Source organism: Prauserella cavernicola (assembly GCF_016595675.1).
Lineage (GTDB): Bacteria > Actinomycetota > Actinomycetes > Mycobacteriales > Pseudonocardiaceae > Prauserella_A > Prauserella_A cavernicola.
The window spans coordinates 19,383-46,289 of sequence record NZ_JAENJH010000009.1; the positions used below are offsets into that span (position 1 = coordinate 19,383).

Annotated in this window: 23 protein-coding genes and 4 tRNA genes; 19 read left to right on the forward strand and 8 right to left on the reverse strand. The window is 70.6% G+C overall.

The window, feature by feature from the left end; all coding sequences use genetic code 11:
• Position 1: 1 nt before the first annotated feature.
• On the reverse strand, positions 2-1,198 hold the full coding sequence (locus JHE00_RS27245) for a cation:proton antiporter (protein WP_200323453.1): 1,197 nt from the start codon (positions 1,196-1,198) through the stop codon (positions 2-4).
• Positions 1,199-1,202: 4 nt separating this feature from the next.
• On the reverse strand, positions 1,203-1,685 hold the full coding sequence (locus tag JHE00_RS27250; RefSeq protein ID WP_200323455.1) for a cation:proton antiporter regulatory subunit: 483 nt from the start codon (positions 1,683-1,685) through the stop codon (positions 1,203-1,205).
• Between the two features lie 159 nt (positions 1,686-1,844).
• Here JHE00_RS27250 and mbhE point away from each other — a divergent pair, with 159 nt between their 5' ends.
• The 12 genes from mbhE to JHE00_RS27310 all read left to right on the forward strand — a co-directional run bounded on the left by mbhE (position 1,845) and on the right by JHE00_RS27310 (position 16,104).
• Complete coding sequence (gene mbhE, locus JHE00_RS27255) at positions 1,845-4,208, forward strand: hydrogen gas-evolving membrane-bound hydrogenase subunit E (RefSeq protein ID WP_200323457.1); 2,364 nt, start codon at positions 1,845-1,847, stop codon at positions 4,206-4,208.
• A complete protein-coding gene (locus JHE00_RS27260; protein ID WP_200323459.1) occupies positions 4,205-4,798 on the forward strand; it encodes an MnhB domain-containing protein in 594 nt (197 codons plus the stop codon). The genes mbhE and JHE00_RS27260 overlap by 4 nt, the downstream gene beginning before the upstream one ends.
• Positions 4,795-5,244 carry a Na(+)/H(+) antiporter subunit C gene (locus JHE00_RS27265; protein WP_200323467.1) on the forward strand — a complete coding sequence of 150 codons (450 nt, stop codon included), beginning with the start codon at positions 4,795-4,797 and terminating at the stop codon, positions 5,242-5,244. The genes JHE00_RS27260 and JHE00_RS27265 overlap by 4 nt, the downstream gene beginning before the upstream one ends.
• Entirely contained in the window at positions 5,241-6,779 is a 1,539-nt protein-coding gene (locus tag JHE00_RS27270; RefSeq protein ID WP_200323469.1) for a Na+/H+ antiporter subunit D, read from the forward strand. Before JHE00_RS27265 ends, JHE00_RS27270 begins: the two co-directional genes overlap by 4 nt.
• Complete coding sequence (locus JHE00_RS27275) at positions 6,776-7,363, forward strand: Na+/H+ antiporter subunit E (protein ID WP_200323478.1); 588 nt, start codon at positions 6,776-6,778, stop codon at positions 7,361-7,363. Before JHE00_RS27270 ends, JHE00_RS27275 begins: the two co-directional genes overlap by 4 nt.
• Positions 7,360-7,626: an MrpF/PhaF family protein gene (locus JHE00_RS27280; RefSeq protein ID WP_200323480.1), complete on the forward strand. Its 267-nt coding sequence runs from the start codon at positions 7,360-7,362 to the stop codon at positions 7,624-7,626. Before JHE00_RS27275 ends, JHE00_RS27280 begins: the two co-directional genes overlap by 4 nt.
• The gene (gene mnhG / locus JHE00_RS27285; RefSeq protein ID WP_200323482.1) at positions 7,623-7,964 is read left to right on the forward strand and encodes a monovalent cation/H(+) antiporter subunit G; all 342 of its coding nucleotides are present in this window, start codon (positions 7,623-7,625) and stop codon (positions 7,962-7,964) included. The genes JHE00_RS27280 and mnhG overlap by 4 nt, the downstream gene beginning before the upstream one ends.
• 57 nt (positions 7,965-8,021) lie before the next feature.
• Positions 8,022-8,747 (forward strand): (d)CMP kinase, encoded by a 726-nt coding sequence (gene cmk, locus JHE00_RS27290; RefSeq protein WP_200323484.1) that lies wholly within the window; start codon positions 8,022-8,024, stop codon positions 8,745-8,747.
• Between the two features lie 29 nt (positions 8,748-8,776).
• On the forward strand, positions 8,777-9,388 hold the full coding sequence (locus JHE00_RS27295; RefSeq protein WP_200324060.1) for a lysophospholipid acyltransferase family protein: 612 nt from the start codon (positions 8,777-8,779) through the stop codon (positions 9,386-9,388).
• The gene (gene der, locus JHE00_RS27300) at positions 9,385-10,803 is read left to right on the forward strand and encodes a ribosome biogenesis GTPase Der (protein WP_200323486.1); all 1,419 of its coding nucleotides are present in this window, start codon (positions 9,385-9,387) and stop codon (positions 10,801-10,803) included. Before JHE00_RS27295 ends, der begins: the two co-directional genes overlap by 4 nt.
• Positions 10,804-10,918: 115 nt before the next feature.
• A complete protein-coding gene (locus JHE00_RS27305; RefSeq protein ID WP_200323488.1) occupies positions 10,919-14,794 on the forward strand; it encodes a Pls/PosA family non-ribosomal peptide synthetase in 3,876 nt (1,291 codons plus the stop codon).
• Positions 14,785-16,104: a M1 family metallopeptidase gene (locus JHE00_RS27310; RefSeq protein WP_200324062.1), complete on the forward strand. Its 1,320-nt coding sequence runs from the start codon at positions 14,785-14,787 to the stop codon at positions 16,102-16,104. The genes JHE00_RS27305 and JHE00_RS27310 overlap by 10 nt, the downstream gene beginning before the upstream one ends.
• Here JHE00_RS27310 and JHE00_RS27315 read toward each other — a convergent pair.
• Together JHE00_RS27315 and JHE00_RS27320 are read right to left on the reverse strand one after the other, a co-directional pair.
• Positions 16,101-16,721, reverse strand: coding sequence for a TetR/AcrR family transcriptional regulator (locus JHE00_RS27315; protein ID WP_200323490.1), 621 nt, complete (start codon positions 16,719-16,721; stop codon positions 16,101-16,103). The two genes, JHE00_RS27310 and JHE00_RS27315, sit on opposite strands and share 4 nt — an antisense overlap.
• 9 nt (positions 16,722-16,730) lie before the next feature.
• Positions 16,731-18,044, reverse strand: coding sequence for an ROK family protein (locus tag JHE00_RS27320; RefSeq protein ID WP_307832139.1), 1,314 nt, complete (start codon positions 18,042-18,044; stop codon positions 16,731-16,733).
• A gap of 116 nt (positions 18,045-18,160) precedes the next feature.
• Between JHE00_RS27320 and JHE00_RS27325 the strand changes: the two genes are divergently transcribed.
• Together JHE00_RS27325 and JHE00_RS35300 are read left to right on the forward strand one after the other, a co-directional pair.
• Positions 18,161-19,075: a proteasome assembly chaperone family protein gene (locus tag JHE00_RS27325; RefSeq protein ID WP_372440506.1), complete on the forward strand. Its 915-nt coding sequence runs from the start codon at positions 18,161-18,163 to the stop codon at positions 19,073-19,075.
• Positions 19,076-19,238: 163 nt separating this feature from the next.
• Positions 19,239-19,889 carry a hypothetical protein gene (locus JHE00_RS35300; RefSeq protein WP_230425060.1) on the forward strand — a complete coding sequence of 217 codons (651 nt, stop codon included), beginning with the start codon at positions 19,239-19,241 and terminating at the stop codon, positions 19,887-19,889.
• A 422-nt stretch (positions 19,890-20,311) separates the two neighbouring features.
• Here the strand turns inward: JHE00_RS35300 and JHE00_RS27335 are convergent.
• From JHE00_RS27335 to JHE00_RS27350, 4 genes are all read right to left on the reverse strand, one after another.
• A tRNA-Val gene (locus tag JHE00_RS27335) sits at positions 20,312-20,386 on the reverse strand.
• Position 20,387: 1 nt separating this feature from the next.
• Positions 20,388-20,458, reverse strand: a tRNA-Cys gene (locus tag JHE00_RS27340).
• A gap of 27 nt (positions 20,459-20,485) precedes the next feature.
• Positions 20,486-20,558: transfer RNA gene (locus JHE00_RS27345), tRNA-Gly, on the reverse strand.
• A gap of 112 nt (positions 20,559-20,670) precedes the next feature.
• The gene (locus JHE00_RS27350; RefSeq protein ID WP_200323494.1) at positions 20,671-21,096 is read right to left on the reverse strand and encodes an SsgA family sporulation/cell division regulator; all 426 of its coding nucleotides are present in this window, start codon (positions 21,094-21,096) and stop codon (positions 20,671-20,673) included.
• A gap of 395 nt (positions 21,097-21,491) precedes the next feature.
• On the opposite strand from JHE00_RS27350, the gene JHE00_RS27355 reads away from it, so the two are divergent.
• The 5 genes from JHE00_RS27355 to JHE00_RS27375 all read left to right on the forward strand — a co-directional run bounded on the left by JHE00_RS27355 (position 21,492) and on the right by JHE00_RS27375 (position 26,906).
• A tRNA-Val gene (locus JHE00_RS27355) sits at positions 21,492-21,563 on the forward strand.
• Positions 21,564-22,023: 460 nt separating this feature from the next.
• The gene (locus tag JHE00_RS27360) at positions 22,024-23,532 is read left to right on the forward strand and encodes a sugar transferase (protein ID WP_200323496.1); all 1,509 of its coding nucleotides are present in this window, start codon (positions 22,024-22,026) and stop codon (positions 23,530-23,532) included.
• 114 nt (positions 23,533-23,646) lie between these two features.
• On the forward strand, positions 23,647-24,258 hold the full coding sequence (locus JHE00_RS27365; protein ID WP_200323498.1) for a malonic semialdehyde reductase: 612 nt from the start codon (positions 23,647-23,649) through the stop codon (positions 24,256-24,258).
• Between the two features lie 61 nt (positions 24,259-24,319).
• Entirely contained in the window at positions 24,320-26,365 is a 2,046-nt protein-coding gene (thrS, locus tag JHE00_RS27370; protein WP_230425061.1) for a threonine--tRNA ligase, read from the forward strand.
• A complete protein-coding gene (locus JHE00_RS27375) occupies positions 26,358-26,906 on the forward strand; it encodes an HIT family protein (protein ID WP_307832140.1) in 549 nt (182 codons plus the stop codon). The genes thrS and JHE00_RS27375 overlap by 8 nt, the downstream gene beginning before the upstream one ends.
• Position 26,907 lies beyond the last annotated feature (1 nt).

Sequence of the window (26,907 nt, forward strand, 5' to 3'; positions counted from 1 at the left end):
CCTACGGGGTGTCGGTGGCCGCCTGCGTGATGCTCGCCGTGCGGCGTTGCAGCGCTCGCGCCACCGGCTCCACCACGCGCGCCGCGATGGGGCCGAGCACGGCCATCAGCAGCACGTAGGCGGTGGCCAGCGCGGCGAGTTCGCCGTCGACGGCGCCCGCGGTCACCGCGAGCCCGGCGATGACGATCGAGAACTCGCCCCTGGCCACCAGCGCGGCGCCGGCGCGGGCCTGGCCCAGTCTGCCGATGCCCGCGCGCCGCGCGGCCCACCAGCCGGTGATGACCTTGGTCAGCGTCGTCACCACGGCCAGCGCGACCGCCCAGACCAGCACGGGCGGGATCGAGGCCGGATTGGTGTTGAGGCCGAAGACCACGAAGAACACGGCGGCGAACACGTCGCGCAGCGGCTCCAGCAGGCGCGTCGCGTTCTCGGCCGTCGACCCGGAGATCGCGATGCCGAGCAGGAACGCGCCCACCGCGGCCGACACCTGCAGCGCCGAGGCGAACCCGGCCACCAGCAACGCGGCGCCGAGCACCTTGAGCAGGAAGACCTCGCGGTCCTCGCTGTCGACCAGCGCGGAGACGAAGCGGCCGTAGCGCAGCGCCACCACGAGCACGACCGTGATCACGGCCAGCGAGATCCCGACCGCCTGCAGGCCGCCGAGGAAGCTGATGCCGCCCAGTACCGCGGTCAGGATCGGCAGGTAGAGGGCCATCGCCAGGTCCTCGAACACGAGCACCGACAGCACCACCGGCGTCTCGCGGTTACCGAGCCTGCCCAGGTCGCCGAGGACCTTCGCGATGATCCCCGACGATGAGATGTAGGTGACACCGGCCATCACCAGCGCGCCGACCGGGCCCCAGCCCAGCAGCAGCGCCACCGCGGCGCCCGGTGCCGCGTTGAGCACGATGTCGAGCAGGCCTGCCATCCACGAGCGTTTCAGCCCGGTGAACAGCTCGGCGGCGGAGTACTCCAGACCCAACAGCAACAGCAGCAGGACGACACCGATCTCGCCTGCCAGCTGGGTGAACTCACCGATGTCGCCGAGCGGGACCACGCCGCCCTGGCCGAAGAACAGGCCGCCGACCAGGTAGAGGGGGATCGGGGAGAGCCCGATCCGTCCTGCCAGCCTGCCGAGCGCGCCCAGCGCGAAGAAGACCGCGCCCAGTTCGATGAGTTCGAGTGCTGTGTGATCCACGTACTCAGCCGTGCTTGAGGATCTTGATGACGGACTCGAGTCCTTCCGCGGTGCCGACAGCGACCAGGAGATCACCTGCCGTGAAGGTGAAGTCCGGTGTCGGCGAGGGATGGACCTGTCCCGCGCGCATCACTGCGACCACCGACACGCCGGTGCGGGTGCGGATGGCGGCGTCCCCGAGCGTGCGGCCGTCGAACGGCGAACCGCTCCGGATCGGCAGCTGCTTGGTGTTGATGCCGGGAAGTTCCCGGTGCTCTTCGGTCAGCTGCGCGACCAGCTGGGGCGCACCCAGCAGGTTCGCGAGTGCGCCCGCCTCCTCGGCGGTGAGTGGCAACGAAGCCAGGCACGCGTCGGGATCGTCGGACTTCGACACGATCAGCTCGATCTTGCCGTCTCGCTGGGTCACGACGCCGACCCGGCGGCCGTTGCCGATGGCGAAGTCCTTACGGACGCCGATTCCCGGCAGTGGGGTTACTTCGACGTTCACATACCCCACGGTAACCCATCGGAGGCTCCGGAAAGCACTCCAGTCAGGCCTCCGACCGGTTTGCGCGGACTGTCCATTTCGGTCAACGCGCGGCCCGTTAAGGCAGGTCCGTAGGATCGAGCAGGATGTCCGCGGCTGCGCGGGGAGGGGTGAGACAGGGTGCTGACGGCCATAGCGGCCCATTTCGTGCTGGCGGCGGTTCTGCCGTTGATCGCGCGCCGGTGGGGAAGGGGTGCTTTCGTCGTCGGCGCCGTGGCCCCGGCGCTGACACTCGTGCTGGCGGTGAGCCATGCCGACGACGCGCTCGCGGCCCGCCATCCCACCGAGACACTCGCGTGGGCGCCGGGAATCGGGCTGGAGTTCACCGCGCGCTTCGACGAGCTCGCGCTGCTCATGATCCTGCTGGTGTCGGGTATCGGGGCCCTCGTGCTCTGTTACTACGCGTGCTACGCCAAACCGGGCGACCGCGCGGTGGGCAGGGACTCGGCGCTGCTGGTGCTCTTCGCGGGCTCCATGCTCGGACTCGTCCTCGCCGACGATGTGATTTCGCTCTACATCTTCTGGGAGCTCACCACCGTCTGCTCGTTCCTGCTCGTCGGCGGGGACGGACTGACGAAGAAGCTGCGCAAGTCGGCGACCCAGGCGCTGCTCGTGACGAGCCTCGGCGGGCTGTCGATGCTGCTGGGCCTGATCCTGCTCGCCTCGGCCTCCGGCACGACGCGGATCTCGGAGATCCTCGCCGATCCGCCCGGCGGCGGTGTGGTCCCGATCGCGGTGGTGCTGATCCTGCTCGGCGCGTTCACCAAGTCCGCCCAGGTTCCGTTCCACCCGTGGCTGCCCGGCGCGATGGTCGCGCCCACTCCGGTGAGCGCCTACCTGCACGCCGCGGCGATGGTGAAGGCCGGTGTGTACCTCGTCGCCCGCTTCGCCCCCGCGTTCTCGGACCTGCCGGCGTGGTGGGTACCGATCGTGGTGCTCGGGCTCTGGACGATGGTGCTCGGCGGATTCCGCGCGCTGCGCCAGCACGACCTGAAGACCCTGCTCGCCTACGGCACGATCAGCCAGCTCGGGTTCCTCATGGTGCTGGTCGGCGCCGGCACGTGGATCACGGCGCTCGCCGACGTGACGCTGGTGCTGGCGCACGGCCTGTTCAAGTCGGCGTTGTTCCTCACGGTCGGCATCATCGACAAACGCACGGGGACACGCGACATCCGCGAGCTCTCCGGGCTCGGATCGCGCTGGCCGGTGCTGACGGCGTTCGCGACGCTGGCCGTGCTGTCGATGGCGGGAGTTCCACCCCTGCTCGGGTTCGTCGGCAAGGAAGCGGCGATCGAGGGTCTGCTCACCGGCGACCCCAAGGACCTGGCACTGCTCGCCGGGGTGATGCTCGGCTCGGTCTTCACCGTCGCCTACAGCCTGCGGTTCCTCGTCGGCGCGTTCGGCACCCGGCCCACGGTGGCGCCCACGAAGGCGCCGCCGTCGGGCGTCGCGATGACGACGATGGTCGGCATCCCCGCCGTCGCCAGCCTGGTGCTGGCGTTCGCGCCCTGGATCGTCGAGCCGGTACTCGCCGGTTACGCCGACACCTATCCGCTGCCCGCACCCGACTACCACCTCGCGTTGTGGCACGGCCTCACGTTGCCGCTGCTGATCAGTGCGGTGATCATCGCGGCGGGGTACGCGATGTACCGCGCCTCGCTCGCACCGAAGCTCGCGGGCTGGATTCCGGAGCGGATGAGCGCCCAGAACGGGTATCGCGCGGCCGTGATGGGACTGGACCGGGGCGCGCTGAGCATCACGGGGCGGCTGCAGGCCGGTTCGCTGCCGACCTACCTCGGCATCATCCTCGTGACGATGGTGGTGCTGCCCGGCGCCGGACTGCTGGCGGGCGGCCCGCTGTCGCCCACGGAGCTGCGGGCGTGGGACTCGTGGATGCAGCTGCCGCTGGCGGTGCTGGTGCTCGCCGCGGCGGGCACGGTGGTACTCGCGCGGCGACGGCTCACCGCCGTGCTGCTCACCGGTGTGGTCGGCTACGGCATCGGCGCTCTGTTCATCGTGGACGGTGGCGCCGACCTGGCACTCGCCCAGTTCCTGGTCGAGTCGCTCACCCTCGTCGTGTTCGTGTTCGTGATCCGCCGCTTCCCGCCGCGCTTCGTCGATGCCAGGCCCTACTTCCGGCGCGCCCGCTGGGTGAAGGCGGGCATCGCCGCGGTCGCGGGAACGTTCGTGGCCGTGCTGGCGGTGCTCTACTCCGGCAGCAGGGACGGCCTGCCCGAGGCGAGCCGGTTCTACATCGAGAACGCGGAGAGCGCGACCGGCGCGTCCAACGTGGTCAACGCCATCATCGTCGACTTCCGCGCGTTCGACACCATCGGCGAGATCGCCGTGCTCGCCGTCGCGGCGACGGGCGCGGCGAGCCTGATCCTCGCCCGCGCCAGGCAACGCCCTCCCTCCCTGGCCGCGCTGGACGAGACGGACGGGACCGACGAGACCGATGGCGAGCGGACGGAGGTGAAGCGATGACCACCGACAGACCCACGGAGGAAACGGACCACGACACCGATCCGGTGCCGTGGACGTTCTGGGACCGTCCGCGCGACCGCTGGCTGATGGCCGAGCACAACTGCAACACCTGGCCGCGGTCGCTGCTGCTCGAGGTGGTCGCCCGCGTCGTCTTCCCGACGGTGCTGATCCTCTCGGTCTACCTGCTCTTCGCCGGGCACAACAACGCGGGCGGAGGGTTCAGCGGCGGGCTCGTCGCCGGTCTGGCCTTCGTGCTGCGCTACGTCGCGGGCGGCAGTGCCGAACTCGCGGCGATGGTGCGGATCCGGCCGCCCGTGGTGATCGGCGCGGGCCTGAGCATCGCCATCGTCACGGCGCTCTCGCCCGCCTTCTTCGGGGAGGCGGTGCTGTCGTCGGCGGTCTGGTCGCTGCACCTGCCGCTGCTCGGCGACCTGAAGATCGCCACCAACCTGTTCCTCGACCTCGGCGTGTACCTGCTCATCGTCGGCGTCGTCATGGACCTGCTCCGCACGGTCGGCGCCGGGACGGAGCTGGGCGGTCCAGGCCTCGACGAGGAGACGATGGAGCGGGACGAGGTGGAACGCACGTGACCGTCAACATCACCATGGTCATCGTCCTGGCGGGGCTCTACACGGTTGGTTTCTACCTGCTGATGCAGCGCTCGCTGATGCGCGTGATCCTCGGGATCGTGATCCTGGGCCACGGCGCCAACCTGTTCCTGCAGGTGGCGGGCGGACCGCCCGGGGAGCCCGCGTTCGTGGGCTCCGCCGTGATCCAGGCGATGGTCGATCCGCTGCCGCAGGCGCTCGCGCTCACCGCGATCGTCATCACCTTCGCGCTCACCACCTTCCTGCTCGCGCTGGCGTATCGCTCGTGGGCGCTGCTCGGCCACGACGAGGTCCAGGACGACGTCGAGGACCGCCGCATCCGCGAGGCGGCCGAGCGGGACGAGGACTCCGACGATTCAGACACGGAACCATCCGAAGCCGTCGCCGGGTTCGAGGCTCCCGAAGCCAGCGAGGAGGTGCCGAGGTGACGGTCCTCGTCGCGCTGCCCGTCCTGCTGCCGCTGTTCGCGGCCGCGCTGTCCCTGATCGCGGGGCGCTCGCCGCGCGTGCAGCGCCTGCTCGGGGTCGGCGTCCTCACGGCGATCGCCGCGATCGCCGTGGTGCTGTTGCTGGAGACCGACCGCAACGGCCCTGTCGTGCTGCAGTTCGGCGGCTACGCCGCGCCGTTCGGGATCACACTGGTCGCCGACCGGCTCTCGGCTCTGCTGCTGCTCGTGTCCGCGCTCGTGACGCTCGCCGTGCTGATCTTCTCGATCGGCCAGCGCATCACCGACTACGGCAGGCAGACCGCGTCCACGGCGTTCCACCCGATGTATCTGATGCTCTGCGCGGGCGTCTCGCTGGCCTATCTCACCGGTGACCTGTTCAACCTGTTCGTCGCCTTCGAGATCATGCTGGCCTCGTCGTACGTGCTGATCACACGGCGCACCACCGCGGCCCGCGTGCGGGCGAGCATGACCTACGTGATCGTCAGCCTCACCTCGTCGCTGCTGTTCATCACCATGATCGCGCTGGTCTACGCGGCCACCGGCACCGTGAACCTCGCGGCGCTGCCCGCGAAGATCGCCGAGCTCGACGCGGGCGTGCAGTCGAGCCTCGCGTTGTTCATGGTCGTGGTGTTCGGCATCAAGGCGGCGCTGGTGCCCATGCACTTCTGGCTGCCGGACAGCTATCCGACCGCGCCCGCACCGATCACCGCGGTGTTCGCGGGCCTGCTCACCAAGGTCGGCGTCTACGCGCTGATCCGCACGCAGACGCTCGTGTTCATCCACGACGCCAGCTGGACAGTGCTGCTGGTGATCGCGATGCTCACGATGATCATCGGCGTGCTCGGCGCCATCGCGCAGAACGACCTCAACCGGATGTTGTCGTTCCTGCTCGTGAGCCACATCGGCTACATGCTGTTCGGGCTCGCGCTGTTCACCGTGCTCGGCCTGGCCGGGGTGATCCTCTACGTCGTCCACCACATCACCGTGCAGGCGGCGTTGTTCCTGACCAGCGGTATCATCACGCGCCACACGGGAACGGTGTCGCTGCAGGCGATGTCCGGGGTGGCCAAGGCCTATCCGCTCGTGGCGGTGCTGTTCGCACTGCCCGCGCTGAGTCTCGCCGGGATCCCCCCGTTCTCCGGGTTCGTCGCCAAGATCGCGCTGTTGCAGGCGGGCGCGGCGGTGGGGACTCCCGTCGCCTACGCCGTGACGGCGGCCGCCGTGGTGACGAGCCTGCTGACGCTCTTCGCGGTCACCAAGATCTGGGTGGGCGCGTTCTGGGGCAAGGTCGCGGAGCCGCACGCGGACCCCGACCCCACCGACGAGGTGACGGTCGGCACCGGGTCGACGTCCAAGGGCATGCTGGTGGCCACCGGCGGACTGGTGGCGGTGAGCGTGCTCATCGCGGTGTTCGCCGGGCCGCTGGCGGCGATGAGTGAACGCGCGGCGGCCGACCTGCTCGACGGCGGCGCCTATCAGACCGCGGTCCTCGGCGCGGACGGAGGCGGCCGATGAGGAGGCTCTCGCCCTCGCTGCTCGTCTGGCTGGTGCTGGTCTGGGTGAGCCTGTGGGGAACGCTGGACGTCACCACCGTGGTCTTCGGTGTGCTGGTGGCGCTCGGTGTGCTGGTGTTCTTCCCGTTGCCGGTGCATCGCTGGAACATCTTCGGCCATCCGCTGCGCCTGGCGAGCCTGACCCTGTACGTGGTGTGGGACCTGGTGCTGTCGGCCGTGCGGCTGGCCTGGGACGAGTTCCGGCACGGCTCGAGCGTCAAGGCCGCGATCGTGGCGGTGCCCGTGCTGTCCGATGTGGACCACGTGATCGCCTCGGCCTCCAACGTGCTGTCGCTGGGACCGGGCCGGTTCGTGCTGCAGATCGACCGGGCCAACCGCATCTGGTACGTCTACGCGCTCGGCGTCCGCTCGCGCCTCGCGTGCGACAAGATCCACGACGACGCGCTCGACCTGCAGGTCAGGGTGATCCACGCGTTCGGTGCGCCCGACGAGGCCCGCACCGTGCGCGAGCGCGCCGAGGAGGCGAAGCGGCGCAGGGCCAGGGCCGTCGACGACGGCACGCCGCGAGAGACGGAGGCACCGTGAACGTCGTCTTCATCATCACGTTCGGACTGCTCGCACTCGCCGGGCTGCTGAGCCTGGTGCGGCTGATCCGCGGTCCGCGCACACTCGACCGCATCCTCGCGGTGGACGTGCTCGTGGTGCTCATCGTGGCGGGTACCTCGGTGGGCATGGCGATGTCGCTGCGCGGGATCTACATCGCGCTCGTGGTCTCGGTGGCACTGCTCGGGTTCGTCGCCTCGATCTCGGTGGTCCGGCTCATCGAGCGCAGGGAGGGGTACCGATGACCGTGCGCGACTGGATCTGTGCGGTGCTGTTGCTGTCGGGCGCGCTGTTCTGCGTGATCGGCGCCTACGGGGTGGTGCGTCTTCCCGACGTGCCGAGCAGGCTGCAGGCGGCCACGAAGCCGCAGACGCTGGGACTGCTGCTGATCCTGGCGGGCACCGCGGTGCGCCTCGAGCCGCAGTACGCGGTGGGCCTCGTGCTCGCGGGCCTGTTCCAGGTGATCACGGCGCCCGTGCTGTCGCAGCTGTTCGGCCGCACCGCCTACTCGACCGGGGCCGTCGACAAGTCCACGCTGGTCACCGACGAGCTGGACGAGCGCCTGCGTGCGGAGCGCGGCTGACCGGCAGGCAGAATGGGTCCCCGCAACAGGACGGCGAGACAGCGAGGAGAACGGTCGGTGGCGGGAGCCCTACGTGGCGTGGTCGCACTGGACGGTCCATCGGGGACCGGCAAGACCACGGTCGCGCGCATGCTGGCCGCCGAGCTCGGCGCCGGCTTCCTCGACACGGGTGCGATGTACCGCGTGGTGGCCCTCTCGGCGCTGCGCGAGGGAGTCGACCTCGCCGACGCCGACGCCGTGGCCGCGCTGGCGAGAAGGGTCCAGGTCGGGATCGGCACCGATCCGGGACAGTCGCGGGTGCTGCTGGACGGTGACGACGTCGCCGAGCAGATCCGCACCGAGCCGGTGAACGTGGCCGTGTCGCCGGTGTCGGCGGTGCCCGAGGTGCGGCGGCTGCTGGTCGCGGGCCAGCGCGAGATCATCGCCTCCGTGCTCGGCTCGGCGGGCGGGATCGTGGTCGACGGCCGCGACATCGGCACCGTCGTCGCGCCGGACGCGCCACTGAAGGTCTTCCTCACGGCCTCGGCCGAGGTGCGGGCCGCGCGGCGCACCGCGCAGGACTCCGCGGCGGGCAGGCAGGCCGACACCGAGGCCGTGCTCGCCTCTGTGCGCCGTCGCGACGAGCTGGACACCACCCGGGCGACCTCGCCCCTGCGCGCCGCCGACGACGCCGAGGTGCTCGACACCTCCGAGCTCACGATCGACCAGGTCGTGGCGGCGCTGAGCGAGCTTGCGAAGCGGCGGGGCCTGCTGGGCGGGGAGTTCGTGGAGGCAGGCCGGTGACCGGACTGCCCCAGGGCGCGCTGCCCTGGATGCACGACGTGGGCAGGGTGATCGCCCGGTATCTCTACCGGCCCGCCTTCCGCGTCCGTGTGCACGGGGCGTCCCGGGTGCCGCGTGACCGGGCCGTCGTGCTGGTCGCCAACCACAGCTCGATGATCGAGCCGCAGCTCATCTTCGGAATGCTGCCGCGACGTTCGGTGTTCCTCGTCAAGGAGGAGCTGTTCTCCGGCCCGGCGGGCTGGGGGCTGCGACGCATCGGGCAGGTCCCGGTGAAGCGCGGCGCGCCCGACCGGGACGCACTACGGACGGTGACGGACGTCCTGCGGGCCGGGGGACTGGTCGGGGTGTTCCCCGAGGGCACCCGGGGCGCGGGGGACGTGGCGCAGGCTCAGCAGGGCGCGGCGTGGCTCGTGCGCGTGACGGGTGCGGTGGTGGTCCCGGTGGCCGTGCGCGGCACGCTGAACCCCGGCACCCGCCGGCGGTTCCGGCCGGTGGTCGACGTGCTCGTCGGCGAACCGTTCACTGTGGACGTCGGCAAGGGCCGCGCCGCACTGGCCGAGGGCACCGAGCGCATCAGGGGAACGCTCGCCGCCCTCGTCGACAGGCTTGACAGGCAACGAGAAGAGAAGCAGAGACAATGACCGAAGCAGACGGCACCTGGTCCGACGAGTCGGAGTTCCACTCCCTCGACGCGCACGGCGCCGAGGGAGAGTCCGACGACGGCACCGAGGTCGCCCAGCCCGTGCTGGCCGTCGTCGGCAGGCCGAACGTCGGCAAGTCCACCCTGGTGAACCGCATCCTGGGGCGCCGGGAGGCCGTCGTGCAGGACGTGCCGGGCGTGACCCGCGACCGCATCGCCTACGACGCGCTGTGGAACGGCCGCCGGTTCACCGTCGTCGACACCGGCGGCTGGGAGCCCGGCGCCACGGGGCTGCAGGGCTCCGTGGCGGCGCAGGCCGAGCTGGCGATGTCCACTTCGGACGCCGTGCTGCTGGTCGTCGACGCCTCGGTGGGCGCGACGGCCACGGACGAGGCCGTCGCGAAGGTGCTGCGCCGCTCCAAGCGGCCCGTGCTGCTGGCCGCCAACAAGGTCGACGACGAGCGGTTGCTGGCCGAGACGGCGTCGCTGTGGTCGCTCGGCCTCGGCGAGCCGCACCCGGTGAGCGCGCTGCACGGCCGCAGCTCCGGCGACCTGCTCGACGAGATCGTCGGCTCGCTGCCGGAGGCCCCGAGGGACGCCGACCGGCTCGGTGGCGGACCGCGCCGCGTCGCGCTGGTCGGCAAGCCCAACGTCGGCAAGTCGAGCCTGCTCAACAAGCTCACCGGCGAGGAGCGGGCGGTGGTGGACTCGGTCGCGGGCACCACGGTCGACCCGGTCGACTCGCTGGTGGAGCTCGACGGCCAGGCGTGGCGTTTCGTCGACACCGCGGGCCTGCGCAAGCGTGTGCAGACCGCGAGCGGCACGGAGTACTACGCCTCGCTGCGCACCCGCACCGCGATCGACGCCGCCGAGGTGGTGATCGTGCTGCTCGACGCCAGTGAGCCGATCTCGGAGCAGGACCTGCGGGTGGTGACGCTCGTCGCCGAGGCGGGCCGCGCCCTCGTGCTGGCGTTCAACAAGTGGGACCTCGTGGACGAGGACCGGCGGTACCAGCTGGAGCGGGAGCTCGACCGCGGCCTGGTGCGCGTGCCGTGGGCAGAGAAGGTCAACGTCTCCGCGCTCACCGGCCGTGCGGTGCGCAAGATGGCGCCCGCGCTGCGCACCGCGCTGTCGTCGTGGGACCAGCGCGTGCCGACGGGGCAGCTCAACGGCTGGCTCTCCGACCTCGTCGCGGCCACTCCGCCGCCGGTGCGCGGCGGCAAGCAGCCCAAGGTGCTCTTCGCGACGCAGGCCGGTATCCGGCCCCCGACTCTCGTGTTGTTCACCACAGGTTTTCTCGAGGCGGGCTACCGGCGCTTCGTCGAGCGCAAGTTCCGGGAACGCTTCGGCTTCCAGGGAACTCCCGTGCGGATCAACGTCCGCGTGCGCGAGAAGAAGCCGAGGAAGGCACGCTGACGAGCGGTCCCCGGCGTGACCGGCGGGCGGCGCGGCCGGTCACTCCGGGTATTGTGGACGGCCGTTGAACGGGCGCCTCATCCGGAGCCGGCCCGCACGAGCCGTGTGAGGCGTTGTGACACTCGCGATCGACACCGTCCCTGACCAGTCGCTGCCCGCCGATCCGGGCCGCGCGCTCTTCCTGACGGAGCCGGTGCGGGGCGAGCGGACCCTGCTGGACGTGCTCGGCGAGACGGCGGCGCGGCACCCCGGGGCCCCCGCGATCGACGACGGCACGGTCACGCTCAGCTATCGCACGCTCGCCGCCGAGATCGAGGTCGTGCGCGGCAAGCTCACCGCCGCCGGGATCGGCAGGGGCGATCGGGTCGGTGTCCGGATCTCCTCGGGTACCGCCGAGCTCTACGTCGCGATCCTCGGGGTGCTCTCGGTGGGCGCGGCCTACGTCCCCGTCGATGCCGACGACCCCGACGAGCGCGCCGAGCTGGTGTTCGCCGAGGCAGGAGTGTGCGCGGCCCTCGGCGACGGCGGAGCGCTCACCCCGCTCGACGCCCCGCACGGCGACCAGGGCGCTCCGAGGCCGTCGGACGACGCCTGGATCATCTTCACCTCCGGCTCCACCGGCAAGCCCAAGGGTGTGGCCGTCTCGCACGCCTCGGCCACGGCGTTCGTCGACGCCGAGGCCCGGCTGTTCCTCACCGAGGAGCCGATCGGCCCCGGCGACCGGGTGCTCGCGGGGCTGTCCGTGGCCTTCGACGCCTCGTGCGAGGAGATGTGGCTCGCGTGGCGCTACGGCGCCTGCCTGGTCCCGGCCCCGCGCGCGCTCGTGCGCACCGGCGTGGACCTGGGCCCGTGGCTCGTGGCCCAGCGCATCACCGTCGTGTCCACCGTGCCGACGCTGGCCGCGCTGTGGCCCGCCGACGCGCTCGAAGACGTCCGGCTGCTGATCTTCGGCGGCGAGGCGTGCCCTCCCGAGCTGGCCGAGCGCGTGGCCGTCGAGGGTCGCGAGGTGTGGAACACCTACGGCCCCACCGAGGCCACCGTCGTCGCGTGCGGAGCCCAGCTGACCGGTGAGGGCCCTGTCCGCATCGGGCTGCCGCTGGCCGGCTGGCAGCTCGCCGTCGTGGACGACGACGGCGAGCCGGTGCCGATGGGCGGCACCGGTGAGCTCGTCATCGGCGGCGTGGGCCTGGCCCGTTACCTGGACCCCGCCAAGGACGCGGAGAAGTTCGCACCGCTGCCCTCGCTCGGCTGGGAGCGCGCCTACCGCAGCGGCGACCTCGTGCGCGCCGAGCCGGAGGGACTGCTGTTCCTCGGCAGGGCCGACGAGCAGATCAAGCTCGGCGGCAGGCGCATCGAGCTCGGCGAGGTGGACGCGGCGCTGCAGGCCCTGCCCTGCATCGCGGGCGGCGCGGCGGCGATCCGCACCACCAAGGCGGGCAACCAGATCCTCGTCGGCTACGTCGCGCCACAGACGGACGCGGAGTTCGACCGCGACGCGGCCGTGGCCAGGCTGCGCGAGCAGCTGCCCGCCGCGCTCGTGCCGTTGCTCGCCGTGGTCCCCGACCTGCCGACCCGCACGTCCGGCAAGGTCGACCGCGCGGCGCTGCCGTGGCCACTGTCCACGGCGGACGAGGCCGTGGACGTGCTGTCGCCGACGGAGGCGTGGCTCGCCGAGATGTGGGGCGAGATCCTCGGCGTCCCGGTGACCGATCCCGGCGCCGATTTCTTCCGGCACGGCGGAGGCAGCCTCACCGCGGCCCAGTTCGTGTCGCGCATCCGCACGCGCCACCCCACCGTGTCGGTGACCGACGTCTACCGGCAGCCGCGCCTCGGCGAGCTCGCCGCGACACTCGACGCGCTCGACGACACCGAGACCAGCCGCAGGGAGGTCACGCCGACCCGTCGCAAGACAGGCCTGGTGCAGGCGCTGCTGCTGGTGCCGCTGCTGACGCTGCCCGGTCTGCGCTGGAGCACCATGGCCGCGGCCGCGTCCACCCTGCTCGCGCAGTGGGGTGGCGTCGCCTGGGCGCCGACCGTGCCCTGGTGGCTGCTGGGCGCGGCCTGGCTCGTGCTGTTCAGTCCCGCTGGCCGCATCGCCATCGCGGCGGGCGGCGCACGGCTGTTGCTGCGCGACCTCACTCCGGGCTCCCATCCCCGCGGCGGCAGGGTGCACCTGCGCCTGTGGACCGCCCAGCGGCTCGCCGAGCTCAGCGGGGCCAGCACCGTGGCGGGCGCGTCGTGGATGACGCACTACGCGCGGGCGCTCGGGGCCAAGGTGGGCAAGGACGTGGACCTGCACGCGCCGCCGCCGGTCACCGGGCTGCTCAAGCTCGGCAGGGGCGCGGCCGTGGAACCCGAGACCGACCTCTCCGGGTACTGGGTCGACGGCGACGTCGTGCACATCGGCAAGATCCGGGTCGGGGCGGGAGCCCGCGTCGGCGCGCGCAGCACGCTGCTGCCTGGCGCCCGAGTCGGCAAGAACGCCGAGATCGCGGCGGGCTCGACCGTGCTCGGCGTGGTGCCCTCGGGCCAGCGCTGGGCGGGCTCGCCCGCGCGCCGCGACGGCAAGGCGGGCGGACAGTGGCCGTCGGACTCCCCGGCGCGCTCGCGCCGGTGGGCCACGGCCTACGGCGTCACGTCGGTGCTGCTCGGCCTGCTCCCGGCGATCGCCGCGATCCCCGCGCTCGTGCTGCTCGGTGCCGCCGTCGCCGACGCGGCCGGACCGGGTGCGGCACTCGGAGCTGCGCTGGTGAGCGTCCCGCTGGCCACCGTGATCTACGTCGGGACCTACGCACTGCTCGTGCTGGGCGGGGTGCGCGCGCTGGGCATCGGCCTGCGTGAGGGCTACCACCCCGTGCACAGCAGGGGAGCGTGGCAGGTGTGGGCCACCGAGCGGCTGATGGACTCGGCCAGGGTGGTGCTCTTCCCGCTCTACGCCAGCCTGTTCACGCCCGTGTGGCTGCGGCTGCTCGGCGCGAGGGTGGGCCGCGGCGTCGAGGCCTCCACCGTGCTCGCGCTGCCCAAGATGACCAAGATCGACAGCGGCGCCTTCCTCGCCGACGACACCATGGTGGCCACCTACGAACTGGGCCACGGCTGGTTGCACGTCGCTCCGGCGCGCATCGGCAAGCAGGCGTTCCTCGGCAACTCCGGGATGACGGCCGCGGGCCGGTCGGTGCCCAAGCGCGGGCTGGTCGGGGTGCTGTCGTCGACGCCGGCGAAGGCGAAGAAGGGCTCGTCCTGGCTGGGGATGCCGCCGATGCCGCTGCGCCGCTCGGTGGAGGACGCCGACACCAGCAGGACGTTCGACCCGCCGCGACGGCTGCGGCTCGCCAGGGCGGCCGTGGAGCTGTGCCGCATCGTGCCGGTGATGTGCGGTGTCGCGCTCGCCGTGCTGGTCGCCGCCGCGTTCATCGCGCTGATCTCGGCACTGGGCGTCGTCGTGGCCGCGCTGGTCTCCGGCGCGGTGCTGTTCACCGCGGGCGTGCTCGCCGCGGCGCTCGCCACGGCCGCGAAGTGGTCGCTGGCGGGCAGTTTCCGGGCCACCGAACGTCCACTGTGGAGCTCGTTCGTGTGGCGGGCCGAGCTGGCCGACACCTTCGTGGAGACGCTGGCCGTGCCGTGGTTCGTCGACTCCGTCACCGGCACCCCGCTGCTGCCCGCCTGGCTGCGGACCATGGGCGCGCGCATCGGCAGGGGCGTGTGGCTGGAGACCTACTGGCTGCCCGAGTCGGATCTGGTGCGGATCGGGGACGGAGCCACGGTGAACCGGGGCTGTGTGGTGCAGACCCACCTGTTCCATGATCGGATCATGAGCATGGACACCGTGGTGATCGACGACGGCGCGACACTCGGCCCGCACGGCATCGTGCTGCCGGGGGCCAGCATCGGCGCCCGCACGACCATCGGCCCCGGCTCGCTGGTGACCAGGGGCGACGAGGTTCCCGCCGACACGCGGTGGCTGGGCAACGCCATCGCGACCTGGCAGTGAGGGCAGTCCCGTCGCCCGGCGCCACGACGTCGGGCGACTCCTACCTGCCCGCGCACGGCAACGGCGGCTACCGGGTGGGCCACTACGACCTCGAGCTGGACTACCGGCTCGTGTCGAACCGCCTCGCCGCCAAGGCCCGCATCAGCGCCGTGGCCACCCAGGCACTGTCCCGGTTCAGCCTCGACCTCGCCGACTTCAAGGTCAGCAGGGTGCTCGTGGACGGCCGCGCCGCGCGCTACGTCCGGCGAGGGCACAAGCTCACCGTCACCCCGGCGCGCTCGATCGCCGAGGGCTTCGAGTTCACCGTCGAGGTGCGCTACTCGGGCAACCCGAAGCCGCTGCGCTCACCGCAGTGGGGCGACCTCGGCTGGGACGAGCTGACCGACGGCGCGCTCGTCGCGGCCCAGCCCTTCGGTGCGCCGTCGTGGTTCCCGTGTGACGACCACCCCGCCGCCAAGGCCACCTACCGCGTCAGCGTGGCCACGTCGTCGCCGTACACGGTGCTCGTGACGGGCTCGCCGGTGTCGCGCAAGCGCGGCGCCAGCACCACCACGTGGGTGTACGAGCAGCGCGTGCCGACGGCCACGTACCTGATGAGCGTGCAGATCGGCCGCTACGTCGAGTTCGCGCCGGGGGAGAGGCAGCGCGTCGCGGTGCCCGTGGAGCTCAGGGCGCGCGCGGAGGCCGACTTCGCGGTGCAGCCGCGCATGGTCAGGGTGCTCGAGGACCTCTTCGGGCCCTACCCGTTCGCCGAGTACGTCGTGGTGGTCACCGGCGACGAGCTCGACGATCCCGTCGAGGCGCAGGGAATGGCCGTGTTCGGTGCCAACCACGTCGACGGCGTCGGAACGCACGAGCGGCTGGTGGTGCACGAGCTGGCGCACCAGTGGTTCGGCAACAGCCTCACGGTGGCCGACTGGCGCCACATCTGGCTCAACGAGGGCTTCGCGACCTACGCGGAGTGGCTGTGGTCGGAGGCCTCCGGCGGAGCACCGGCGAGCAGGCACGCCAGGGACTGGCACCGCGTCGTCGCGGCTGCTCCCGCTGATCTCAGCGTCGCCGACCCCGGTGTGCGCAGGATGTTCGACCAGCGCGTCTACAAACGGGGTGCGCTCACTCTGCACGCGTTGCGCACCGAGCTCGGCGACCGCGCGTTCTTCGCGCTCGTCAGGGACTGGACGGACACGTACCGGCACGGCACGGTCACCACCGAGGCGTTCACGGCGCTGGCCGCCCGGCACGCGGGCCGCTCGCTCGACGGCTTCTTCGCGTCGTGGCTGACGGGCACCGCGCTGCCCGCGCTGCGCTAGGGGCCGGTGAGGATCGCCGTGGCGATGCGGACGATCTCGGCGATCACGTCGTCGATCGGGATCTGGTACGCGCCCAGCGCCCAGTGGTACACGAGCTCGTTGACGGCACCGATGAGCGCGACCGCGCTCAGGTGGAAGTCCCGCGGCACGGCCTCCCCGCGCGCGACCGCGCGGCGCGCCTCGACGACGAGGAACGTCACCCACCGCTCGCGCCACGCGAGCCGGTGGCGCTCCACGGCGTCGCTGACCCCCACGATCTCCACATAGGACAGCCGCGCCCAGCGCGGATCTTGCGCCGTCGTGGTGAGGTAGGCCCGCACGGCGAGCTCGATCCGCGCGGCCAGCGCCTCGTTCTCCGCCGAGGCGAACGCGTCGGTGACCGCCCGCATCGCGCGCTCCAGCACGCGATTGTGCAGAGTTGTCAGCAGATCCTCGCGTCCGGTGAACTCCTCGTAGAAGTTGCGGGTGGACACTCCGGCCGCCGAGCACAGCCGCTCGATCGACGTGGCGACGTAGCCCTCGGTGCCGAACAGTTCCAGCCCGGCGTCCATCAGTCGCTCTCTGCGCTCTGCTCTGCGATCGGCCGCCGTCCGGCCACCGTAGACGCGATCGGCCATTCGTTCAGGCTAGAGCAGCGGAGTCCGCAATGGGACGTCCACGAGTTCCGGTGCGCCAGCCGGAGATCCCGCCACGACCCAGTGAGCCAGTCGCTCCGGCGCGAAGAGCTCGTCGATGACCATGAACGCCGCGCCGACGACGCCCGCGGTGTCACTGAGCGAAGAACGAGCGATCCGCAGCTCGCGCGTGGCCAACGGCAGCGAACGCCGGTACACGGACTCGCGCACGGCGGCCAGCAACAGATCACCGGCGTCGGCCACTCCGCCGCCGATGATGACGAGTGCGGGATTGTAAAAACTCACGAGCGTCGCGAGCAGGCTGCCGATCAGTCTGCCCGCCCGCGTGAGCAGTTCCACCGACACGCGGTCGCCGCTCTGGGCGGCGCGTGAGATGTCGGCCGCGGTGATGGTGCCGGCGGAGTCGAGGACACCGGCCAGGAACTCGCTGCGGCCTTCCTTCGCCGCGTCGAGCCCGTCGCGCGCCAGCGCCGCGCCGCCCGCGTAGGCCTCGAGACAGCCGGTGTTGCCGCAGCGGCACACGACGGTCGCCTCGTCGGCCACAGCGGCGTGGCCGATGTCGCCGGCGCAGCCCTGGCTGCCCCGGTGCAGCCGTCCGCCGGACACGAGGCCCGCGCCGATGCCGGTGCCGATCTTGACGTAGAGGATGTCGCTCTGGCCCTTGGCCGTTCCGGCGCGCAGCTCGCCGAGCGCCATCGTGTTGACCTCGTTGTCGACCCACACCGGCGCGCCGAAGCGGGCGGTGAGCCGGTCGCGCACGGGGTGGCCGTCCCAGCCGGGCATGATCGGCGGCGCGCTGGGCCGTCCAGTCGCGAACTCGACGGGACCGGGCAGTCCGATCCCGATGCCCCACACGGCCACGTCGCCGTGCTCGGCGCGCACGTCGTCGAGCAGGGTGTCGAACAGTGCCTCCACCCGGTCGAGCACGGGTTCGGGGCCGAGTGCGATGTCGGTGGGTTCCTCGCGTTCCGCGAGCACGGTTCCGGCGAGGTCGGTGACGCCCGCGGCGATGCTGGTGGCGCCCAGCTCCGCGGCGAGCACGACGCCAGCCGTGGCACGGAACCGCAGTTCCCTGGGCGCGCGGCCGCCGCTGGAGGGACCGAGGGCGCCCTCCTCCATGAGTCCGCATTCGGTGAGCTGGTTGACGCGCTGGGTCACGACCGTGCGGCCGAGCCCGGAATGCCTGCCGATCTCGGGCCGGGTCCTGGCCGCGCCGGAACGGACGAGATCGAGCACCGTGGTGAGGCTGTCGACGTGCTCAGGGGTCAGTGCGCCCTGGTTGCGTGGTGTCTTCGGCTCCTGCACGCGAACATCTTCCACCACGCGAACCCGGCGGGCAGATCGATGTGGTGGGATGGATTCCGGACGGCCATGCGTTGGTATCCGCTTGAGACAGTCAGTCGTAGTCAGGAGGTCGCGTGGTGCCGGATCCGGCCGAGTTGTACGAAGTGGATTCCGATGTCCCGGTGCTGGACAGTGCGGTACTGCTTTTTCACTTCGACGGCTTCATCGACGCGGGCTCCGCGGGCCGCGCCGTCGCCGACCATCTGGTGGAGGAGCTGGACGGCCCGGTCGTGGCGCGGTTCGACGTCGACCGGCTGCTGGACTATCGCTCTCGGCGGCCCACGATGACCTACTCCGGTGACCGGTGGTCGGACTTCGAGTCGCCGGAGTTGGGCGTGCGGTTGTTGCACGACGCCGACGAGACACCCTTCCTCCTGTTCACCGGACCCGAACCGGACCACGAGTGGGAGCGGTTCGCGGCCGCGGTGCGGCATCTGGTCGAGCGCTGGCAGGTGCGGCTGAGCGTGAACTTCCAGGGCATCCCGATGGGCGTTCCGCACACGCGGCCACTCGGGCTGACGGCGCACGCGACGCGGCCCGATCTGGTGAGCGCGTTCTCGTCGATGTTCAACGAGGTGCAGATCCCCGGTAGCGCGGCGGCACTGTTGGAGCTGCGGCTCGGTGAGGCAGGCCACGACGCGCTCGGGTTCGCCGCGCACGTGCCGCACTATCTGGCGCAGGCGCGGTATCCGGCGTCGGCGCTGACGCTGCTCGACGCGATCGAGCGCGCGACGGGCCTGAGCCTGCCGTCGGACGCGGTGCGGGAGGCGGCACGGCGCACGGACGCCGAGGTCGACCGGCAGGTGCGGGAGTCCGACGAGGTCGCCGAGGTGGTGACGGCGCTGGAGCGGCAGTACGACACGTTCACGGCGGCGCGCTCGGAGGACAACCTCCTGGCCGACGACACCCCGATGCCCACGGCCGACGAACTGGCGAGCCAGTTCGAACGCTTCCTGGCGGAACAGGGAAACAACGACCAGAACGACCAGTAGCCATGGACGAAGGGCACCTTCGAACGAGAATCGAAGGTGCCCTGAGAAACGCGAAGCCCGAGCCCCGTCGACAAGGTGCGAGTCCAGATTCCGGTGACCACGGGCGGGGCGTGGGGGTTGCACCTCCACGCCGGTGTCGTTGGGTGGGTTTGGTTGCCGTTCGATGCGGTTCTGGGCGGTGGGCGCCGCCGTCCAGGCAAGCGTGTTCATCGTGCTGGCCACCCACCCGACCTGCGAGCCGAAGACGACCGTCTCGACGCCGCCGAGGCCGCTCCGCATCAACCTGGCCCAACAGCCAGTCAGGTTCACACATGACCGGCAGCATCGGGCACCTGCCTCGGGCCGAACCGGAAATCGCACCGTCGTTCGAACATTGCTTGCGGGCGCGGCCGGTGAGCCGGGCCCCGGCAAAGGCTTTGCCATCGGCAGCGTCAGGCTGGACACTCCAACACGACACCAGCAGCAGTCGAAGGAGCACGTGGTGGCGTTAGCCAGAAAGGGGTCCCGGCGCATCGTCGTGGACGGCGACACCTATCGGTGGCGCATACGTCACAAGCCGAGCTACAGCCAGGGCAACGGCTGGACGCCGTTGACGTTCGCAGTGGAGGCCACAGCAGGCCCTGGAACGGTACTCGTCGTCCGGACCGGCCAACCCCACCCTGGGAACTGGTTTGGCCTGCGGTCGAAGCCAGTTCTTCCAACCGACGTCGAACGCGCCATACGAACCGCACGCGTCCAAGGCTGGACGCCATCGGCCAGTGGCACCCCGTTCGTCCTCGATCTCGCCAACGCATTGGATGACCCTTCGGCATAGTCACGGTCTCTGCATAGGTCCACATATGCCGATGTCCAGAGCCCGTTCGCTGGCGCTGTGCGGGGTTGAATTGCCAACGCCACTTCGTATCCGCCATGGCAGGGCGCCGGGTGTTGCTGTGGGCGAACTGCCGGGGCGGCCACGCGGGTCGTGGTGGGGCGGCCAGCGGGCCCGTTCGCGGCAACGCCGCTGTGGTGTGGCAACCAGTTCCGTGCGATGCCTTGCGATTGACCCCCGTCGAGTGCCTGTGTGGACGGTCAGATCGCGGTCACGGTCGTCGGGCGCAGTGGGGTCGCCCGTGGTGAACACATGTGTGTGAGTACAAGTAAGGCATGATCAACTGCTCCCGATCATGCTCCCAAACACGAGAAAACCCCAACCGGCGATGATCACCGTTTGGGGTTTGACCTGCAGAAACAGGTTGGTGCGCGATACTGGGATCGAACCAGTGACCTCTACCGTGTCAAGGTAGCGCTCTCCCGCTGAGCTAATCGCGCGAGGTGGAGACGGGATTCGAACCCGTGTACACGGCTTTGCAGGCCGTTGCCTCGCCTCTCGGCCACTCCACCGTGGGGGCCCGAGTGTGGGCTCTTCCGAGCGGACGACGGGACTCGAACCCGCGACCCTCACCTTGGCAAGGTGATGCGCTACCAGCTGCGCTACGTCCGCATTCCGTGGCTTCGGGGCTCGCACCCCGTCGCCTTGGTGTGTGAAGAACTGTATCGGACCGCCGAAACGCTGTGTGCACTGGGGGTGTCCACAACGTTTCGCATGGCCCTCATCAGCTCAGATCGTTCGGAATCAGGTGGGTCAGTGCGGTGTCGACGTCGACCCAGAGGTGCTCGTTGCCGGGCAGCACGACGTCGTAGGTGCGGTCGAGGAAGTCGGCGAGCTCCTGTGCCGAGGCCTCGAACATGGCGTGTCCCGAGGGCGAGTTCAGCTCGATGAGGACGGACTCCGGGTCCTCCACCGACGGCCGGATGCGCACATCGCCGTCACCCGCGTCGGCCAGGAGGCCGTCGGCGAGGAGGTCGCGTGCGTAGACCCATTCGACCCAGCCGGCCCTGCCGGTGCGGAAGGCGGCCACGACGGCGTAAGGGTCGCGCGTGTCGTAGCGCAGCTCCACCTTCACCGGAACAGGAGGCGTTCGCGGTGCCAGCAGGTCGAAGACCGCCGTGGACCGGAGCGTCACGTGATCGTTTCGCATGGTCTTACCCTTCTGCTCCCTTCCCGGCCGGTTGGCCGAGGTTCGATGGTGAGACGCAGCCGGGTTCCGACTCGCTCGCCGTTTCGGCCGATATCACACTGTCGTGTATCCGCCGGGCCCGTCTCGACATCGCTCTCGGTTCATCGGCCTCCGTGCGTGGCCCCGTGATCGCTCACGCGTACATAGTGCTCGGTTTGCCGCGCGGGCGATAGAACCGTGTCGCGAATGTTGCGGGTGACCTCCGTCCCGTTGGCGTCGTCACCCTCCTGGCCGTATGCCCGCTAGCTGGCACTTCTACGCTCCGTGTCAGGCGTTGTGCGGACGGTGCGGGGTGGAGACCACCCGTTTGCCGGGTGCGAAACGGCGTCGGGTAGAGTTCCTTTCACACCGCGAGGGGGCGATTAGCTCAGCGGGAGAGCGCTTCGTTCACACCGAAGAGGTCACTGGTTCGATCCCAGTATCGCCCACCGAAAGTCCCCTCAGGTCAGGCCCGGCATTCGTGCCGGGCCTTTTCCGTTTTCGGGGCATGTTCGGGATTTCCGGACCCGTCGATGTCAACGACGTGCGCTCGCCCGGCATTCCGGGAGGTGGCCCGCGTCGCGATGTGACGTGCTCCACCGTCGACGAAATGTGACAACTCGGGTCTCGTTGTCATAGATCAACTGACTACGTTAGGTAGTTAGTTGAGTCCCACCCATGATCACTCTTCGTCACATTTGTGGAACCTCTTCCTGTCCTCGATGTCACTCACGTGGACGCTGCACCGGCCTCTTGCTCTGTAACAACGCGCCGAGCGTGACCGATACCACCGCATGTATTCCCCGTTTGATTACTGAGCGTGTACCAGTCTTCGTTACTCTGTGGAGTTTTTCTCGGCGCGCTGGGGTTCGTCGAGAGGCCCACAACTGAATGAACGCGGGAGGCTCGATGGAAGAGTCGGTGTGGCCGTCTACGGGGCCAGAGCACGGAATGCCCCACATCGGCTCCCGACCTGCCTCCCGCTCGTTGCGAGTGGTCGACGGCAGGTCGCGCGGAGCCGCTCCCACCACGGCGCTGGCCTGGGAGCGCCGCTACCGCGTGTGGGTCATCCTCGCGGACACGCTGGCCACGGCGCTGGTGGTCGTGGCAGGTGCCCTGTTCATCGGCGACTTCCAGCGCTTCGACGAGCCCCACACGATCGGCACCGCGGCCGCGATCCTGTGCTCACTGCCGGCCAGCCGGGCCTGGAACAAGCACGGGCTCGGTGAAGGCGCCGAGGAGTTCCGCAGGGTCGGCAGGGGGCTCGTGATCGCCGCGGTGCTCGTGGCGCTCGGCGGACTGCTCGCGGGCGCGCTGGAGGTCAAGCCGTGGGTCTTCTACGTCGTGCCCGCCGTCGCGCTCGTGATCCTGCCCACTCGGTACGCGCTGCGACGGCTCGTGCACCGGCTCCGCCGCCAGGGCCAGTACCTACTGCCCGTGATGGCCGCCGGGCATCCCGACACCGTCCACGACCTCATCGAGCGCACGCGCGCGATGTCCCACGTCGGCTGGCGGGTGGAGGCCGTGTGCACCCCGTCCGGCACGGGTGACCGCGGCGAGGTGCACGGCGTGCCCGTGATCGGCGCGCTCGACGAGCTCTCCGAGCACGTCCGCAGGGGTGGCTACCGGGTCGTGGCCGTGACGGCGGACCAGTACTGGACGCCGAAGCGCCTGCAGCAGCTCGCCTGGGACCTCGAGGACACGGCGGCCGAGCTGGTCGTGGCGCCGGTGCTGATGGAGATCGCGGGCCCGAGGCTCAACGTCTCCGGGGTGTTCGGGATGCCACTGCTGCGCGTCACCGCGCCCGCGTTCACCGGTGGCCGCCGCGTGGTGAAGGAGATCGTGGACCGCTGCGGCGCGGCGCTGCTGCTGGCCATCGCGGCGCCGGTGATGCTCGGCATCGCGCTGGCGATCAAGCTCGGCGACCGCGGTCCCGTCATCTACCGGCAGAAGCGGGTGGGGCGCGACGGCGACGCGTTCACCATGTTCAAGTTCCGCACGATGGTCACCGACGCCGACCGGGTGCGGCAGAAGCTGGCCGCCAGCAACGAGGGCGCGGGCCCGCTGTTCAAGATCCGCAACGATCCGCGCGTGACCAGGGTGGGCATGCTCCTGCGGCGCTACTCGCTCGACGAGCTGCCGCAGCTGATCAACGTGCTCAGCGGGCAGATGTCGCTGGTGGGGCCGCGGCCGCCGCTGCCGGAGGAGACGTTGCGGTACGCGCCCGAGGTGCACCGCAGGCTGCTCGTCAAGCCGGGGCTCACGGGTCTCTGGCAGGTCAGCGGGCGCAGCGAGCTCTCGTGGGAGGAGAGCGTGCGGCTCGACCTGCGCTACGTCGAGGACTGGTCGCTCGCACTCGACGTGGTGATCCTCTGGAAGACGCTGCGGGCCGTCACCTACGGCCGCGGTGCTTACTGACGCGTCCGCGCTCCGGTTGGTGATCCGGTCCACAGTTCCGTCCGTCGCGAAATAGTCAAGCGCTCAACAAGGTTGACGCCGACGAGCACGATCGCGATGGAAAGGGATCTACCGATGACGTCTGTGACAGCCGAGGACGCGCTGCAGCTGCCCGCCGAGGTGCAGGACCTGCTGTTCCGCGAGGCGCGCACCGCCAACTCCTTCAGCCCCGAGCCCGTCACCGACGAGCAGCTCGAGGCGATCTACGACCTGGTCAAGTGGGCGCCGACCTCGATGAACATCCAGCCGCTGCGCGCGCTCGTCGTGCGCACCGACGAGGGCAAACAGCGGCTGCTGCCGCACCTCGCCGAGGGCAACCGGGCCAAGACCGAGGGCGCTCCCGCGACCGTCGTGCTGGCCGCCGACACCGAGTTCCACGAGAACCTGCCCAAGATCTTCCCACCGAGGCCCGACGCGAAGGACCTCTTCAGCGACGACGCCCAGCGCGAGCGGACCGCGAAGTTCAACGCGCTGCTGCAGGTCGGCTACTTCATCCTCGGGGTGCGTGCCGCCGGGCTCGCCGCGGGCCCGATGACCGGGTTCGACGCCGCGGGCGTCGACGCCGAGTTCTTCGCTGGCAAGCCGTGGAAGTCACTCGTGGTGGTGAACGTCGGCAAGCCCGGCGAGAACCCGTGGTTCGACCGGCTGCCCCGCCTCGACTACGACGAGGTCGTCACGGCCGCCTGACCTGAGAGGGGTCGACGGGCGGCGGCTAGCATCGACGCGTCAGCACACGTGTTCATGCTTTATGAGGGAGTCCACCGTGTCCCAGTCGCCGTCCGCCCAGCTCGTACCCGCCGCACGCGTGGTGGTACCTGCAGGCACCACGGCGGGTACCGCGGTGCGCGAGGCCGGGTTGCCGGGCAAGGGCGCCGAGGCCGTTGTGGTCGTGCGCGACCCCGACGGCACCCTGCGCGACCTCGCCTGGGCCCCGGACGCCGACGTCGAGGTGGAGCCCGTCGCGGCCAACACCGAGGACGGTCGCAGCGTCATCCGGCACTCGGCGGCCCACGTGCTCGCCCAGGCCGTGCAGCAGCAGTTCCCCGACGCCAAGCTCGGCATCGGCCCGCCGGTGCGCGACGGCTTCTACTACGACTTCGCCGTCGACACGCCGTTCACGCCCGAGGACCTGCAGGCGCTCGAGAAGCGCATGAAGCAGATCGTCAAGGGCAGCCAGCAGTTCTCCCGTCGCGTCGTCGAGTCCGTCGAGGCGGCCAGGGACGAGCTGGCGACCGAGCCGTTCAAGCTCGAGCTGGTCGACCTCAAGTCCGATGTGGATACCGACGAGGTGATGGAGGTCGGCGGCGCCGACCTGACGATCTACGACAACCTCGACCCGCGCACCAAGGAGCGCGTGTGGAGCGACCTGTGCCGCGGCCCGCACGTGCCGACCACCAAGCACATCCCGGCGTTCAAGCTCACCCGCGTGGCCGCCGCGTACTGGCGCGGTGACGACAAGAACCCGCAGCTGCAACGGATCTACGGCACCGCGTGGGAGTCGGCCGAGGCGCAGGACGCCTACCTGGAGATGCTCGCCGAGGCCGAGCGGCGCGACCACCGCAGGCTCGGCGCGGAGCTGGACCTGTTCTCCTTCCCCGAGGAGATCGGTTCCGGGCTGCCCGTGTTCCACCCCAAGGGCGGCATCATCCGGCGCGAGCTGGAGAACTACTCGCGCACCCGGCACGAGGAGTCCGGCTACGAGTTCGTGAACACCCCGCACATCACCAAGAGCGGGCTGTTCCACACCTCCGGGCACCTGCCGTACTACGCGGACACGATGTTCCCGCCGATCCCCTTCGAGGGCGAGGACTACTACCTCAAGGCGATGAACTGCCCGATGCACCACCTGATCTTCCGTTCGCGCGGCAGGTCCTACCGTGAGCTGCCGCTGCGGCTGTTCGAGTTCGGGACGGTGTACCGGTACGAGAAGTCCGGCGTCGTGCACGGCCTCACCCGCGTGCGCGGGCTGACGATGGACGACTCGCACATCTACTGCACCAAGGAGCAGATGCCGGGCGAGCTGCGGTCGCTGCTGCGCTTCGTGCTGGACCTGCTCGCCGACTACGGCCTCTCGGACTTCTACCTCGAGCTGTCCACCCGGGGCGACGGCGACAAGTTCATCGGTGAGGACTGGGAGTGGGAGGAGGCGACCCAGACGCTGCGCGAGGCGGCGGAGGAGTCCGGCCTCGAGCTCGTGCCCGACCCGGGCGGCGCCGCCTACTACGGCCCGAAGATCTCGGTGCAGGCGCGCGACGCGATCGGGCGCACCTGGCAGATGTCGACCATCCAGCTGGACTTCAACCACCCCAAGCGGTTCGAGCTCCAGTACGCCGCCGCGGACGGTTCGCGTCAGACGCCCGTGGTGATCCACCGCGCGCTGTTCGGCTCCATCGAGCGCTTCTTCGGCGTGCTCACCGAGCACTACGCCGGCGCGTTCCCCGCGTGGCTCGCCCCGGTCCAGGTGGTGGGCATCCCGATCGCCGACGAGCACGCCGAGCACCTCCACGGTGTCGAGAAGGCGTTGCGCGCCAAGGGAATCCGCGCCGAGGTGGACGGCGGCGACGAGCGGATGCAGAAGAAGATCCGCAACCACACCACCCAGAAGGTGCCGTTCATGCTGCTGGCGGGCGGCAAGGACGTGGAGGCGGGCGCGGTGTCGTTCCGGTTCCGCGACGGCAGCCAGGTCAACAGCGTTCCCGTGGCGACCGCCGTCGAGGCCATCGCCGACTGGATCGGGCGCAGGGAGAACGCGTCGCCGACCGCGGAGGCGCTGGAGGCTCTCGTTGGTGAGTGAGGACGGGCCGCCCGAGATCGTCGGTCAGGACGGTGTGGGGGTCGAGGACCAGCTGCAGCGGCTGTGGACCCCGCACCGGCTCGCCTACATCAAGGGGGAGAACAAGCCTGAGGGCGACGAGCCACAGGGCTGCCCGTTCTGCCGTCTCGTGGGCTCCGACGACGAGACGGCGCTGATCGTCGCGCGCGGCACGAACGTGTACGCGGTGCTCAATCTGTACCCCTACAACCCGGGGCACCTGATGGTCGTGCCGTACCGGCACGTGGCCGACTACACCGAGCTGACGCCGGCGGAGACGGTCGAGGTCGCCGAGTTCACCCAGCACGCCATGACGGTGGTGCGGGCGGTGTCGGGCGCGCACGGCTTCAACATCGGCATGAACCAGGGCGTCATCGCGGGCGCAGGCATCGCCGCCCACCTCCATCAGCACGTGGTGCCGAGGTGGGGCGGCGACGCCAACTTCATGCCGGTGGTGGGCCACACCAAGGTCCTGCCGCAGCTGCTGGGCGAGACCCGCGAGCTGCTGGCAGGCGCCTGGTAGG

Coding starts and splice junctions, on each gene's coding strand:
- JHE00_RS27260 (WP_200323459.1), top strand. CDS start 4,205: ATGACCACCGACAGACCCACGGAGGAAACGGACCACGACACCGATCCG.
- JHE00_RS27275 (WP_200323478.1), top strand. CDS start 6,776: ATGAGGAGGCTCTCGCCCTCGCTGCTCGTCTGGCTGGTGCTGGTCTGG.
- mnhG (WP_200323482.1), top strand. CDS start 7,623: ATGACCGTGCGCGACTGGATCTGTGCGGTGCTGTTGCTGTCGGGCGCG.
- JHE00_RS27295 (WP_200324060.1), top strand. CDS start 8,777: ATGCACGACGTGGGCAGGGTGATCGCCCGGTATCTCTACCGGCCCGCC.
- der (WP_200323486.1), top strand. CDS start 9,385: ATGACCGAAGCAGACGGCACCTGGTCCGACGAGTCGGAGTTCCACTCC.
- JHE00_RS27315 (WP_200323490.1), bottom strand. CDS start 16,721: ATGGCCGATCGCGTCTACGGTGGCCGGACGGCGGCCGATCGCAGAGCA.
- JHE00_RS35300 (WP_230425060.1), top strand. CDS start 19,239: ATGCGGTTCTGGGCGGTGGGCGCCGCCGTCCAGGCAAGCGTGTTCATC.
- JHE00_RS27350 (WP_200323494.1), bottom strand. CDS start 21,096: ATGCGAAACGATCACGTGACGCTCCGGTCCACGGCGGTCTTCGACCTG.
- JHE00_RS27360 (WP_200323496.1), top strand. CDS start 22,024: ATGGAAGAGTCGGTGTGGCCGTCTACGGGGCCAGAGCACGGAATGCCC.
- JHE00_RS27365 (WP_200323498.1), top strand. CDS start 23,647: ATGACGTCTGTGACAGCCGAGGACGCGCTGCAGCTGCCCGCCGAGGTG.
- thrS (WP_230425061.1), top strand. CDS start 24,320: ATGAGGGAGTCCACCGTGTCCCAGTCGCCGTCCGCCCAGCTCGTACCC.